We start from the raw sequence: 14,234 nt of genomic DNA, 5'->3' as shown, positions 1-14,234 counted from the left end.
TAAGCTGCAATGTCAACTAACCTGCAAAAGAAAGCTGTTATCTTTATTATATGAAGAGATATATTGAATTGACACTACAATTGATAAAAATATATAACATAAATATAAATAAAAACAGATAGCACCGGCTACCTGTCTTTTTGTCTTGTTTTTAACAAACCATAAATAAGTAAAAAGAATGCCACCACACTGATAAGCAATCCTCCTACTTGCTTATCAGTGAGTCCAAAACGAAGCTGAAGCCAAAAGATAACCAAGCAAATCAAAATGACGCTGGTAGCTAAATAAAAGTAAATGCTGTAGAAAAACGGATTCGTTCTTTTCCGTTTGTAGACAAGTAGTGAGATGCCTATATACGTACCCAATAGTGTGAGTAATACAACAACTTCCGTTAATGTTCTCACTGCATTCTCCCCTCTCCCTTTTTTCTTCTATACCCCGTTTCTTCTTTTATCAAAAGGTAAAAAGGTATTCATAAAAAACCGCTTTTACGACATAAGGCGGTTTTCTCGCTACGCTTTATCCTGAATTATTTCCTTTTTTACATCGGTCGTTTTCATCTTGCTAACATCAGCTGCTTTTTTACAAAGGCGTTTGTATTATACATCAAGAGCGAAGGTAATGACCGCTTCACAAGCTAATTCGCTGCCTACAAATGCTTTTCCTTTTCCTTTTACAATCTTTCCGCGCTGCTTAAGAATCTCAAATTCTAAGCGTAGTGTATCTCCTGGCCTTACTTGACGCTTAAAGCGACATTCATCTATTCCTGCTAAAAAAGCAAGTCTTCCTTTTTGGTGGTCATCCGTAGCCATGGCAAATCCGCCGAGCTGAGCAAGAGCCTCCACAATAAGTACACCAGGCATTACCATGTAGTCCGGGAAGTGACCTTGAAAAAAAGGTTCATTTGCTGTTACTTGTTTGATTCCTACAGCAAGCTTTCCTTCTTCTTGCTCTAAGATGCGATCAACAAGTAAAAAAGGATAGCGGTGTTGAAGGGTATGTTTTATTTGTTTTATATCTTTCATATGTATCGCTCCTTTTTCTTATAATAAAGGGTCCTTACCGTCAAATGCAGGAAACGTATCTGGATGAAGAAGCGGCGCGAGTTTTTTTAACCCTAACAGCAATCGAGGTGAAGGACGACAATACAGCCATTCTTCTAGTACATATACACGATGTTCTTTTATGGACGGCATGTCAGACCAGTTCGGTCTCTTGTGTAAAATCGTTGGATTTACTTTGTTTGTCTGTACGCCTACCCAAGCCAAACACACGTGATGTGGATTTCGTTTGAGCACTTCTTCCCAATCACTCTGTACATTTGCTTCTTTGTGATCAGCAAATATATTTTCTCCTCCCGCTAACACGCTAATTTCGGTCAGCCAGTTTGCTTTTCCAGGAGTAAAAACGGGTTTTGGCCACCATTCCCAGTATACAGTGGTTTTTTCGATTTGACTTGCCATTCCTTTATATGTAGAAAGAAACTGATCATACCGCTCTAACAGTTCAGCTGCTTTTGTTTCAATATTTAATCGCTGGCCTAAATCCTGTAGATTTTGACGGATATCTTCTAGCGAATTAGGATTATATACGACGTAAGGTATCTTTCGTTTTTTAAGTTCTTCAATATTTCGCTCCATTCCAGGAACGCTTAGTGAAGCTAGGACTAAATCTGGCTTGGCTTTTTCCACCGCATCCATATTAATAGATAAATCGGGGCCTAAACGCGGCAGACTCTGAATAGACTGCGGCCAATCGGAATAATCATCAATTGCTACGAGCAAATGCTCACATTTTAAATACGCTATTAGTTCTGTATTGCTTGGACAAAGCGAAACAATTCGCATAGTTCCCCTCCTGCATCCATTTCTTTTTTTCTATTATACAATAGATTTCCATATAAAAAGCAGAGACTTTCACTGAAGTCTCTGCTTTTGGTGCTCTTTCTTATCCACCCATCGCACGATAAAAGAAATAAAAGAAACCCAAACAGCCAAGTGAACTAATGCTTGTAGTTAAAATACCGATTGAAAGCAGCACCTGTCCGTCTCTTTTTTGTTTGTATCGCAGCATATAATAAAAAGCTAAACTGGTGCCAATAAGTAAATAAATAGCCCATATGTAAGGTAGATTCTTTAGCTGAAAGATGTATCCTTGATTAAATAATAAACAGTAAATAAAAAAAAGATTTACGATAAAAAAGCTAGGAAGTACACTTTCATTCATCTATTAAACCCTCTTCTATTCTTTATTTTCTGCTATAGTTATCTTGTTTTGATTTCTCAGTTCATCCCGTATTTCACGTAAATATTGATTTCTCTCTTTCATTCGCTTTAACACTATAACAATAACAGCTATAATACCAGCAATGATTCCTATATAAAGAACTCCAAACACTAAGATAGGTACTACACCCCAAAGCTCCATCTCATCCCTCCTTTTTTTTGGTTATTACCTTATTTTACCGTATTTTGTAAGGATGTCACGTCTTTTATCCATGAAAAAGGGAGTTTGAATATACATTCAAACTCCCTAAAGAGATAATAAAAAATAATATTTATTATAGCGCTTTGCTTTTGACACTCGCTCCCGTTCCGAAGAACTTATCAAAAATTTGATAAAGAGCAGACAGGCCAACTAACCAATAAATCGTTGTTACTAACCAATCCCAAGAGCCAAATAGCTCTTCTACTACATTCACGCCTAATGCTACAGCTAACCAATTTAAACCGCCTAAAATCACAAGAAGAGTCGTTAAACCTGAAAGAAATTTCACGTTGTCACCTCCTTGCGAACTGCATTAGGAAAAGCAGCTCATGTTACATCTTATGCGCTGTGTAGATCAGTATATGCATAGGCGCTATGTAAAATAGTTATAAAGAATATGTGATTTATTCTTTTTTATTTCCTTATTATTGTGCAGCTACAGCTTTCCCAATTTGCTTAATCGTTTCTACATGCATCGCTTCATGATAGAAGCTGAATAAAAACGTTTCGCCAACTGTTGTAAAGTTGATACCCGCTTTATTTGTAAAAGGTGTGATTAACTGCTTATCAAACTGCTGAGGCATGAACTCTTTAATACGATGTGCTTGATCTTTCAACACATTCGCAATTTCTTCAAGAGAAGGAGCAGCCTCCGTCCAATCGGCAGGTTTTGTTCCGGCACCAAAAAAGCTTTCATAACTCTCTGGCGTTTGCATCGGTTCACCAGCTAAGCCAAACACAAGCTTTTCTTGAATAAAGGCAATGTGTCCGAGATTCCAGCGGATATTGTTATTGAATCCTTTTGGTGTGATGTCCGCTACCTCTTCTGTTGTTTTTTCGAGGATACTAATCGTAATCCCTCTTACAACGTCCATATGTTTTAAAATCATGTTTTCCATCGTCTAATCTCTCCTTACGTTGTCGTATTAGATAAACTATTCAATGTCTATTGTGCACAAATTAATCTTTAAATGCCACTCATAACATTTAAACCTTAAAATAAAAGAAAATTCAAAAGAAAATCCCCCTATATAAAAACTAGGGGGATGTTTTAAGCAGAAGACTTTAAATTTGAGACAGGTCCTTTGTTTGGCTTCGGTTTTAGCTGACCAAGCTTATTTTTCAGATAATCTTTTAATGCGCCGCGTTTTCTCTTGCGTCTTTTATCACGATTTTTAATAGTAATCTCCTCCTTTCCTTTTAGTTTTAAGACCTGTGTATTAAATGGATTCTTCTTTTATACATAAAATCCTTTTGAATTCTCAAATTTACCTTCATGTAATTCTTTCCTTTTTACAAAAAAAGATCAAAGTATCAAAACTTTGATCATTCAAGCTACATACGTAATCGATCCAATAGTGGAAATAATAGCGCTGTTTCTGTCATACCAAACAACAGGTTCGTATCTAACCGCCAAATAACTGAGGTGAGCGGTGTGAAGCCTGACAATTTCATCTGACAGGTAAGCTGATTGCTTTGCGTTGTCTTTTCTCTTTAAATTTAACACTTCAATAATTCTTTCCCGCGTCGTAATTCCAATTCCATGACCAAAATATAGAGTTTCATCTAATACAATGGTGTTTTCACCTTTCCACTGGGGAGTATCAGGGTTATAATCAGGGTTTTTAAAATACGCACAGTCTCCGGGCAAGTAGTCAGATCCTTTATAACCATGAAGCTCAAGATCTTCATCGTATTGCCAATCGTGTAAGTAAAGATCAGCAAAAAGCCTGTTAAAATTTGCTTTTCCAATATTATTTAATACAGCTTTGTAAAAGATGATGATAACAGCCGTCGCGCACTCAAACGCGTATTCGTGTCCGTTGTAAAAAATATCATCGATGGCCTGATGAGGAGAAACGGTAGGTAGTAGCTGAAACCCTCCGTTATCGGTTCGTTTCCAATACTTTTCGTTGCACCTAGAACGGGCGAATGTAGCAAACCTAGCGCCGCTTTTGCGCAGCAACACAGACGATTCAATAATTTGTAATTTAACAGATACATCAAAATCAAGCTGGTCAAATGTAGCATACTCATACACTTCCCTATAGGCATCCATTTGTTTTAAAATGTCTGCTTTTTCTTTTGTTAACGAACTATTATTTAAATCGCTTATTTTCACAATTTGTTGATTAACTTTAATCATAGACGTTCTCTCCTTTACAGAAAATGATATCAATCACCTTCTCTAACAGGATATTGATAAAAAATTATTTTGTGTATCTTCATTTATTTAAAATCGTGAAGATTAGGAAAAACGATAAAAAAAGTAAGTTAACCGCTAATTTTTTCATTTGTTCCTTTTTGTCCTTTTGTCACCTTTTTAAATATAAAGCGAGCAACTAACACGTACAGTGGTAACACAATAATGACGGCAATAACATTTAAAATCCAAGGTATTGTCCCCATAAAAACGTTTGAAGATGCTTTATCATACCAGCTCACAATCAGTAGTAAAAAGACCACACTGGATATAAAAGTACTTATATATCCCTTCTTATAGTTTGTACTTCTCACAGCAACAACAAAGCCAATTACCAATGAAATGCCTGCTGACATTAAGACAAAAATCAAAAATAAATTTGCTACCTTTTGAACGTCCATTACTTCCCTCTTTCTTATAAGATTTTCACTCCAGAATTTTCGTTGCGTCACTTATAAAAAAAGTAAATTTATATAGATTTGTTCACGCTCGGTCTTATTGTTGTAGCATCCTTAGGGACAGTAAGCCAATATGTATTAGAAAATATAAAAGTTAAGTCTGGCAATAGAATCAATCCTAAAATGTATAAATGTAGTCTATTCGTCTTTAAAGATTAATTAAGAAGTGTTATGGGCAATAGAAAAAAGGATGTTCAGGACTCTCTTGACAGTTTGAGAAACAGTTAACTTTACATAGGTTCAATGGCAAAGAATATTATAGCGCCGATACTTTAAGACAGACTATTAATGCTACTAAATAAGCACATAAGCAAAAAAGGACTTGATGTCTAATCAAGTCCTTTTTTATTATAACTGTATTAAAAAACTTGATCATTTCACGTAAAAGTTGCTGCTATAAAGGTTTCCAGCGAAAGTTCCATCATAATTGGTTAGCGGTTTGGTTATATGATATACAGCAAGCTTATAACGGTATGTGCCATTAGTATCAACTTTAAAACTCGTTCCAAATTTCTCTCCAGGGACTGCATACCATTGGGATGCAGATTGCACGTTTACCCATTTACCATTCTCTAAATGCTGCAATTGACCGACAAGTCGTACTTCAAATGAATTATGATTAATAAACTTCATAATAATTGATTCTTCTTTTGTCCAATTTGTCTTAGTTGAGTTAACCGATACACCGTATGATGAAGCGGCATCAGCTTCTTGAATATGCCCATTTGGAACCAATGGGAGACTTGCTACAGATCCTAATCCTAAACCACCTAATGTAATTACTCCGGCTAATGCTACTCGCGTTACTCTTTTCATATCATTTCTCCGTTTCATTATAAGATTATAGGCTTTATATCCTCTATAACACCTATTAATTTATCATTATAGCACAAAAAATAGCATATTATGGGTTATTTTGTAATGTAACTCATTAAATTAAGGGTTTTAAATAACACTATTGAAGCTTCTAAACACTAGATGCAAAAGATATTTTACCTCACATACGCCTAAAATGAGGGGATTAAGCTGGGATACTAGCCTTATTGGTCTTATAACAATAATGAAACCCTAACTTGTGGTCTGTAGAATTGCTGCTTGCAAAGAGCAATCTTCATACTGAATATTGTTATCTGTTTTTTTCTCCCACAAGTAATTTTTTTACTTAAAAAAACAGACAAAACAAGCTGGCATTTTAAATGCGCAGCTTGTTTTGTTTTTTAGAGTGTAAGATATTTATAAAAAAATTGGGGATAAGAACAGTCATCCTTACTACTATTGTGTTCTTGATTGTAAATTTATTTCTAACCATTATAAAAAGCTAAATAAATATATCTTTAATCTTAAAAATGTATTCATCCGGTAATTTGTCAGCTCTCCTTGAAATCTCTGCTCTGTGGCTCTTTCTCCCTTTAATAACAACTGAATCTTTTTTTATATTTATGCTTCCGAAGCTATACGGGCACCAAAATAAATTAATATCATCTATTTTTGTAGTTTTAACAGCGTTAGAATTACGGTCCGTAACACGCAGTTTAAATGGAGCATTTGTAAGATGAGATTTGGGCACTGTATAAATGACCTCGGCTAAATACTTATCATTTTGTTTCGAGAAGTATGTGAGCTCAATGTCGGTGCCTTCTTCTTTTATTTTTCCAATAACAGATTCTATTTTATTCTCTTCTAAGTGATCAAACTTTGTAATGCTTCTTAATGCTGAAACTATACTATTAAACATCATATTTGATTTAGTTTCGTTGTCACTCGCCATATATTTTTTAGTATCTATTATCGAAAATGCATCTTTTATCCGGTGATTTGGAGCAAATTCTTGTTTTGCTTCCACTAGTGTGTCCGCTAAATGTATAAAGATGTGACTATAACCCGGCAGCATCACTTCTGCTTTCCTTAGCAGGTTGCTGAAAACTTCGGTGTAGATAAAAGAGTGGTTTGGTTCTGTTTCTTCGATAGGAGCAGAAATACTAATTGTTATTAATGGCTTTGTTAGAGGTTTTGGATTAGACAAAGATCTTTTCATTGAAAGGTCAGCTAGTTTTGCCCAGTTACTTTGAACTGTTTGCTTTTGCTTCTTGAAGTATGCCTTTAGTTCTTCGAGTGTACGTGGTGCATTTTTTATCGACTGTTGAAACTTTAATAGAAGTTTGTCTTCACTAAAGTCGAGTTCTGACTTTAGTTCTATAGTTTTAACCAACATAATAGCCTCTTCAACTCTATGTAGACCTGTTAAGAAATCCTCTACATTAAGAGTTTTGTTATTGATAAAATTTCCGGGCAGCTCAATTTCGGCTATATCTTCATAGAGAACACGTAATTTGTACTTCTTCTTAGAGCTAGGATTATTTATAAAACGGATCAAAATGCACTCAAATGTGCTTCCGTGAAACTCTCCTATTAAATGTTCATTTAAAAAAGTATCTAATAATTGCAAAGAAAAGTTAGTTTCTTCTTTCGTTTTAAAATCCTTATACTCAATCAAAAATCTCATTGGAATCACCTTGGAATATATAGTATATTTTTACTATACATTATATTTGAAAAAGCAGTCAACGCAAAGCATACAGCCAGTAAAGGGCAGGTTTATACAGAATCAAGCAAACACATTATACAGCTAGGCGTGAAGGTTATCTAGAAGAACTTTAAGAAGGTGAAAAAGTTAGGAGAAGGACGATAAGTTCATTTCTAGAGAGAGGTTATTCACCTGCACACATTGAGATAGAATTGGACTATGATTCCGTTCCATATATTAAGGAGTTATACTATAATGTTGAAGAAAAAAAGCAGCCTCCCCTTTTCACCCCATAAAACATAGCCCCTACCTAAGTCTAGGCAGGGGCTATGTTTAGATTATGGATTTTATTATAAAATAATCATTTGATGTTCATTTTAAGTTTCCTTCTGCCACTTCTTAAAAACAATAAAAGGCAGCAGCTCAACTGATGAGCTGCTGCCTTTTATTTATAGAAACACAGAAATAACCTTTTAACGATACCAAATTGTTTTATCTTGATACGGAATACGTTTTGATGAAGCTTCTTTATTAGGATGACCGACGTAAATTAAGCCTAAGAGCTTGTCGTCTTCTTCTAGAGATAAAAAGTCATTCAGTTCTGTCTGATAGACAATTTCACCTGTTCTCCAAATTGTAGCCAAACCTTGTTCTTCCGCTACTAATAGCATATTTTGTATGCTTGCCGCTACGGCAGAGATTTCTTCAATTTCAGGCACTTTTCCTGAAGGACTTACTGCTACAGCAATAATGACAGGAGCGCGAAGCGGTCCTTTTTTTGCTTTTGTTGTTTTTTTCAACGCTTCTTCTTCACTTAAGTGAGCAGTTTTTTGCTTCATAATACGTTCCATTTCGTCTCCTAAACGAACGCGTGAATCCCCTGTAAACACTCGGAATTTCCAAGGCTCTGTCTTTTTATGGTTAGGAGCCCAAGTGCCTGCTTCTAACATAAGGTTGATAGCATCTTCTGATACGTCTTTGTCTTGCATAGCCCCAATCGTTCTTCTGGCTTTAATAATATCTAATACGCTCATGCTTTCTGTCTCCTTTTCTACATTCAATTTATTAGTATAGGTATGTATATATCTTATATATAGAATAATTGAAAATCATTCTCACTGTCAATTGTTTTGCCATCATTCGGGTTGCGATAAATAAATATGCCAATTTTTTAAGCGTGTTTGTTTTTTTAGCAGTTTTTCTTTTAATTATTTGGCAGTTCCGGCAAATAAAAAACGATTTGGAATATGTAATCCAAATCGTTTTTTTTTATCTTATACCCAGCCGCGGAAGCGAGAAGCTTCAGCTGATTTTTTGATTCCTGCCATGTAAGCAGCGAGTCTCATGTCTACGTCATTTTCTTGAGCGATTTGATAGATCGTTTCAAATGAATCCACCATTACCTTGCGTAATTTGTAAGCTACTTCCTCTTCAGACCAGTAGTAGCCTTGATTATTTTGCACCCATTCGAAGTATGAAACCGTTACGCCTCCAGCACTTGCTAAAATATCTGGCACTAAAAGCACGCCTTTTTCATCTAAAATGTGCGTGGCTTCAAGCGTAGTCGGTCCGTTCGCCGCTTCGACTACAATAGAGGCTTTAATGTGATGAGCGTTACGAACCGTAATTTGATTCGAAATGGCTGCGGGTACTAAAATATCACATTCTTTTTCTAATAGTTCTTCGTTTGTTATCACATTTGTAAATAAATTCGTTACGGTACCAAAACTGTCGCGTCGATCAAGCAGGTAATCAATATCAAGACCAAGCGGATCATAAAGAGCTCCGTACGCGTCTGAAATGCCAATTACTTTTGCTCCTGCGTCATGCATGAACTTAGCAAGAAAACTGCCGGCATTTCCGAAGCCTTGAATAATAATCCGTGCTTCTTGCAAGTTAAGGTTTTTCTTTTTAACAGCTTCTTCTATACAAATGGTTACTCCTTTAGCCGTTGCAGTTTCGCGTCCTTGAGATCCTCCGAGTACGATAGGTTTTCCGGTAATAAAACCAGGAGAATCGAACTCACGCAGTCGGCTATATTCGTCCATCATCCACGCCATGATTTGAGAATTTGTATAGACATCCGGTGCAGGAATATCTTTAGTAGGCCCAACTATTTGACTGATGGCTCTTACATAGCCGCGGCTGAGTCGCTCTAGTTCACCAAACGACATGTTTCTTGGGTCACATACAATTCCGCCTTTACCTCCGCCGTACGGAAGGTCGACAATCCCGCATTTTAAACTCATCCAAATGGATAATGCCTTCACTTCTTCTTCATTTACTTCAGGATGAAAGCGTACGCCTCCTTTAGTAGGCCCGACAGCATCATTATGCTGAGAGCGGTAGCCTGTAAATACTTTTACCGATCCGTTATCCATTTTAACTGGAATACGAACCGTCATCATGCGCAGCGGTTCTTTCAACAAATGATACATTTCTTCACCATACCCTAGTTTTTGAAGCGCTTCTTGAATAACGGTTTGAGTAGATAAAAATAAATTAAGTGATTCCTGTTCTTGCTGCTGTTCTTTTTTTAATTCACTAGCTGTTTTTGTAATGGACATTCTGTTCACCCCATATTAATCATTGAAATTTCTCAATGATTTAATATGCAATTCCTGTGCCAATTTCAGCGGTTTTACAACGCTTTTATTTTATAAATAATCTGCATTAGCACGCCTTATATTCCCTGCATAGGCTGATATTAGTATATACTTAAAGAAATAAGACAAACTATTTATACTGAAAAGGAGGAAAGTGCTATGTTACATGAAAGAAAAGAACAAGAGCGAAACAATCACTATATAGAATGCTGTTCCATCTGTGGAGAAAGGCTAACATCTTTTCAAGAAAAAGAAATCTTCACATGCGACAGCTGTTTTGAACAAAAAGTCAACGATGTGCTTTCTGAGTTGTAATCAGGTACTCTATTTTTTAGAAACAGGTGTCACAATATTAAAGTTTGGATCAATAGAATCCTGACAAGACAAAAAGAAATCCCATTTTGATTTATCTCCTTGAACAAATATGACCGAGCTATAAGAGTGATCATTTGTAGTTGTTAGCCGGTATAAGGTATCTTGCCACATCGTTACCGTCACCTCAGCTTTCTTTCGCGTATCTCCAAGATACCTAAAGATTCCATGCTTAAGTTCTGTGAGAGCTACTTCATTACGATCGGGTATCACAAACAATATACGATAGTTACATGCGCCCGCCTTTAATCCATCTACGCGAATGCTAAATAGTTCTAAAATATTTTTCAAAGGAAGTGTATCCCATACTTCTTTTGTAATAATGTTGACTGGCAGCGGTATATTACCTAAACGAAGTTCTTTGGCTCCTGTTAAATATTCATTTCGCCAAGGACCAGATTCAGCTATATACCCTAATTGTTCAAGCGCGTCTGCGCATAAAAGTTTTGCCTTCACATGGTGAGGATCAGCGTAAATAACTTGTTTGGTCACTTCAGCTACCCATTGATAGTCGCCTTGTTGAAAACAGCGCTGTGCTTTTTGGACAATGTTGTCCGCTCCGCCCATATACTCTACATATTTCTTAGCTGACTCTTCAGGAAACAGTTTATTTAAATCTACAGGATTGCTGTTATACCAGCCCATATAGCGCTGATAAACCGCTTTTGCGTTATGGTTAACCGTTCCATAAAAGCCGTTTGTATACCACTCGTGAGATAGGGTTTCCGGTAGCTTCATCATTCGGCCGACGTGGTCGATGGTATAACCTTGATTCACCAGCCTTAATGTTTGGTCATGAATATATTGATAAACATCTCGTTGATTTTCGATATAGGTAATACACGACTCGTTTCCGAACCTTGGCCAATTATGTACCCCAAATACAGTTGTTAGTTCTTGGCCAAATAAATCGATTGCTTGCTGCAAGTACCTTGCCCACGCTGCTGCGTCTCTTACTTTTGCTCCTCTAAGGGTATAGAGGTTGTGCTGAGTGGCCGTACAGTTTTCTGCAATACAAAGAGCCTTTTCACTAGGAATATAGATGTTCATTTCAGCAGGCGCCTCCGTCCCTGGCGTAAGCTGAAACTGAAATGAGGCGCCGTCAATTTTCTTACTTACATAAGAATGATGTTCGGAAGGATGAATTTCTTCTATTCCTTTAATAAGCGTGATTGTTCCAAATGAAATTTCTTTTCCGATGCCGTTGTCAATTAGGCCTTTTTCATCGCGTCGCAGTCGAATACCGTACATGTATTGACTTCTTCGTGTCATTGCTGTTGCCGCCGTGACGTTTTCATCAATAACCGCATCCATAAATCCAGCAGGAGCATAAACTTTACTAGTTTTATTTTGTGTTGAGTCAGGTAATATCCCTAGAACTCCGCCGTAATGATCTATATGCGAATGAGAGAAGATAACAGCTCTAACAGGACGCTTACCGCACTGCTGGTTTACTAGTTCAAGCGCTTTTTCTGCCGTTTCTTTGGATGTTAAGCAATCAATAACAATCCACCCCGTTTTCCCTTTAACAAATGTAATATTAGCCATATCAAAGCCTCTTACCTGAAAGATGTTTTCAGTTACTTGATATAAACCGGCTTGTACATTTAATTTTCCTTGTTCCCACAGTTTAGCGTGGACAGTAGCAGGTGTAGATTGTTCAAATAAAAAAGCGTACTTTCTTAAATCCCATACAGGATACAGCTGATTTTTTTTAAAAATCAGCGGAAAAGGTACGCGTACAAGGGCTTGGTCATCCGCAAGATTTTGTTCTGATTTCACTTGTTCCCAGTCTATTTTTTTATAAGTCTCAGCATTAGTCGCTGCAGTCTTTTGAGTAGCATCTTTTCGGTCAATCGTTAACTCCCGTTCATAATCAAACAGCATAGCCCCCTCCTTTTTATTATTTTATGCGTAAAAATAAGACGAAGTACAAAAGAGAGAGAAAATAGAGTCAACAAAAAAGAAGATGCGCTTAGCACGCATCTTCTTTTTTATACTGAATGTTATGTTTGAATAGAATAGTCGAGTATTCTGTCTGAATTAGACAGCCTAGCACTTAGTATAACGATTGTTTACCAATGTTCCTTTTGTAATTAAAGCAAATCTTCCTTCTAAGGTGCTCAATACGTTTCTTGAAGTCGCTGTAGAACAATGCATTTGTACAGTCTCTCCTTTCTTGTATTGGCCTTACATAGAATGTGTACCCGGGGAAAAATAATTAAAACTTGATTTGGGTATTTTTTCAAAAATAATAATAAATCCATTCCGGTGTTTTTTTAAGAGAACGTTCCCATTTAGGGATTTCATCTATTACTGTTTTGGTTAATCTGCGACTGTTTGTTTTATCTTCATTAATTTCTCGTTCTATGTGTGCAATCATCTCGCGATCATAAATAAGACAGCTCGCTTCATCATTTAAATAAAAACTTCTGGGATCCCAGTTGGCTGTGCTAATATTGGCAATCGTATGATCGATGACCATTACTTTTCCGTGAAAAAATCCCTTTTTATATAAGAAAATTCGAATACCTTGGTTTAATAGTTTCTCTGTTTTAGGGTAACTAGGCGGTTTAGTGAACCACGCATCGGTATTGTCTGGAAGTATAATATCAATTAAAACGCCTTTTTCTTTTGCTGAAATAAGTGCATTCATTAAATGTTCACTTGGAATAAAATAAGGGGTAGCAATGGTAAGCTTTACTTTGGCACGGTTGATTAGATCAATCATCTTTTGCTCAAGTTCTTCTCCAGTTGAAAACAGTAGCTGATAGTTTGCTCCGTTAGAGCGAGCGATAGGAACTCGCTGAGGAGATATATGTTGTCCCGTGTCTTCTTCCCAATCTTTCAAAAATTGCTTTTCAATTTCAAAAATACCTTCTCCTTTGATTCGCAAGTGGTAATCACGCCAATAGCCCAATTTTTTATGCTTCCCTAAGTATTCTTCTCCTATATTAAAACCTCCGAGATAAGCTTCTTGGCCATCTATTACGACAAACTTTCGGTGATTTCGATGATTAATGCTATAGAAAAAGTGCTGCCTGCTTGCTTTTCGGCTAAAAGTAAACTCAACTCCATTTTTCTTAAGATCATCTATGAGTGTTCGGGAGAGATCGTTTCCTCCAAAACGATCTACAGAAAGTTTAACCTTTACCCCTTCAGCTGCTTTCTCTTTCAATAGCTTAAATAGCTTCATGCTAATGTTGTCCGCTCGAATAATAAAAAATTGAATGTACACGTACTTTTTTGCTTTTTTAATGTCCTCAAATAAAGCAGGATATAAACTACTTCCTTGTGCATACAGCGCTATCTCGCCTTGGTAAACAGGCGTTTCGATAAGCGGATGTACGCGAACATAAGCGTTATAGCCTTTTTTTACGTCCCATTGAAAAAACAAACACAAACAAAGCCCGCATACTAAAATAAACAGCATTTTTTTAACCATACTGTACTCCTGATTTATCTAATATGTATACATAGGCTTTGGAGGTTTGTTTTATTTTATATGAGGAAATGTATGGAAATATAAAACGTGTAACACGAAAAGCTTAATCATTTTTGATTAAGCCTTTGTGTACTTCGCT

At 36.4% G+C, this 14,234-nt stretch carries 16 protein-coding genes; 1 reads left to right on the top strand and 15 read right to left on the bottom strand.

Features of this window, described 5'->3' with window-relative positions; genetic code table 11:
* Positions 1-128: 128 nt before the first annotated feature.
* The 13 genes from LJY09_RS12085 to LJY09_RS12025 form a co-directional block, all read right to left on the bottom strand.
* A complete protein-coding gene (locus LJY09_RS12085; protein ID WP_014459988.1) occupies positions 129-404 on the bottom strand; it encodes a hypothetical protein in 276 nt (91 codons plus the stop codon).
* A 195-nt stretch (positions 405-599) separates the two neighbouring features.
* Positions 600-1,025, bottom strand: a complete 426-nt coding sequence (gene fabZ, locus LJY09_RS12080) for a 3-hydroxyacyl-ACP dehydratase FabZ (RefSeq protein ID WP_028413283.1) — start codon at positions 1,023-1,025, stop codon at positions 600-602.
* A gap of 18 nt (positions 1,026-1,043) precedes the next feature.
* On the bottom strand, positions 1,044-1,847 hold the full coding sequence (locus LJY09_RS12075; RefSeq protein WP_228307758.1) for a cobalamin-binding protein: 804 nt from the start codon (positions 1,845-1,847) through the stop codon (positions 1,044-1,046).
* A 100-nt stretch (positions 1,848-1,947) separates the two neighbouring features.
* Positions 1,948-2,226 (bottom strand): hypothetical protein, encoded by a 279-nt coding sequence (locus tag LJY09_RS12070; RefSeq protein ID WP_228307757.1) that lies wholly within the window; start codon positions 2,224-2,226, stop codon positions 1,948-1,950.
* A 15-nt stretch (positions 2,227-2,241) separates the two neighbouring features.
* Positions 2,242-2,427: a hypothetical protein gene (locus LJY09_RS12065; protein ID WP_028413286.1), complete on the bottom strand. Its 186-nt coding sequence runs from the start codon at positions 2,425-2,427 to the stop codon at positions 2,242-2,244.
* Positions 2,428-2,560: 133 nt separating this feature from the next.
* A complete protein-coding gene (locus LJY09_RS12060) occupies positions 2,561-2,776 on the bottom strand; it encodes a DUF378 domain-containing protein (protein ID WP_013057146.1) in 216 nt (71 codons plus the stop codon).
* Positions 2,777-2,912: 136 nt separating this feature from the next.
* Positions 2,913-3,386 carry a DinB family protein gene (locus LJY09_RS12055; protein ID WP_028413287.1) on the bottom strand — a complete coding sequence of 158 codons (474 nt, stop codon included), beginning with the start codon at positions 3,384-3,386 and terminating at the stop codon, positions 2,913-2,915.
* A 431-nt stretch (positions 3,387-3,817) separates the two neighbouring features.
* Positions 3,818-4,633, bottom strand: a complete 816-nt coding sequence (locus tag LJY09_RS12050) for a protein-glutamine gamma-glutamyltransferase (RefSeq protein WP_033579040.1) — start codon at positions 4,631-4,633, stop codon at positions 3,818-3,820.
* Positions 4,634-4,761: 128 nt separating this feature from the next.
* On the bottom strand, positions 4,762-5,091 hold the full coding sequence (locus LJY09_RS12045) for a hypothetical protein (RefSeq protein ID WP_028413289.1): 330 nt from the start codon (positions 5,089-5,091) through the stop codon (positions 4,762-4,764).
* Positions 5,092-5,520: 429 nt separating this feature from the next.
* On the bottom strand, positions 5,521-5,964 hold the full coding sequence (locus LJY09_RS12040; protein ID WP_049164640.1) for a hypothetical protein: 444 nt from the start codon (positions 5,962-5,964) through the stop codon (positions 5,521-5,523).
* A gap of 502 nt (positions 5,965-6,466) precedes the next feature.
* On the bottom strand, positions 6,467-7,651 hold the full coding sequence (locus tag LJY09_RS12035; protein ID WP_099331012.1) for a hypothetical protein: 1,185 nt from the start codon (positions 7,649-7,651) through the stop codon (positions 6,467-6,469).
* Between the two features lie 494 nt (positions 7,652-8,145).
* Complete coding sequence (locus LJY09_RS12030; protein WP_028413291.1) at positions 8,146-8,706, bottom strand: nitroreductase family protein; 561 nt, start codon at positions 8,704-8,706, stop codon at positions 8,146-8,148.
* A 240-nt stretch (positions 8,707-8,946) separates the two neighbouring features.
* On the bottom strand, positions 8,947-10,239 hold the full coding sequence (locus LJY09_RS12025) for a Glu/Leu/Phe/Val family dehydrogenase (RefSeq protein ID WP_028413292.1): 1,293 nt from the start codon (positions 10,237-10,239) through the stop codon (positions 8,947-8,949).
* Positions 10,240-10,437: 198 nt separating this feature from the next.
* Between LJY09_RS12025 and LJY09_RS12020 the strand changes: the two genes are divergently transcribed.
* Positions 10,438-10,593 (top strand): hypothetical protein, encoded by a 156-nt coding sequence (locus LJY09_RS12020; protein WP_162871471.1) that lies wholly within the window; start codon positions 10,438-10,440, stop codon positions 10,591-10,593.
* 9 nt (positions 10,594-10,602) lie between these two features.
* Here the strand turns inward: LJY09_RS12020 and LJY09_RS12015 are convergent, their stop codons facing one another.
* Entirely contained in the window at positions 10,603-12,537 is a 1,935-nt protein-coding gene (locus LJY09_RS12015) for an alkyl/aryl-sulfatase (protein WP_154972922.1), read from the bottom strand.
* A gap of 358 nt (positions 12,538-12,895) precedes the next feature.
* On the bottom strand, positions 12,896-14,095 hold the full coding sequence (locus LJY09_RS12010) for a phospholipase D-like domain-containing protein (protein ID WP_098112635.1): 1,200 nt from the start codon (positions 14,093-14,095) through the stop codon (positions 12,896-12,898).
* Between the last annotated feature and the right edge of the window lie 139 nt (positions 14,096-14,234).

Origin of the sequence: Priestia sp. J2 (assembly GCF_020790095.1) — a bacterium.
Classification (GTDB): Bacteria; Bacillota; Bacilli; order Bacillales; family Bacillaceae_H; genus Priestia; species Priestia zanthoxyli.
The sequence above is the reverse complement of the archived record's forward strand: the minus strand, read 5'-3'. Positions and strand labels throughout refer to the sequence as shown.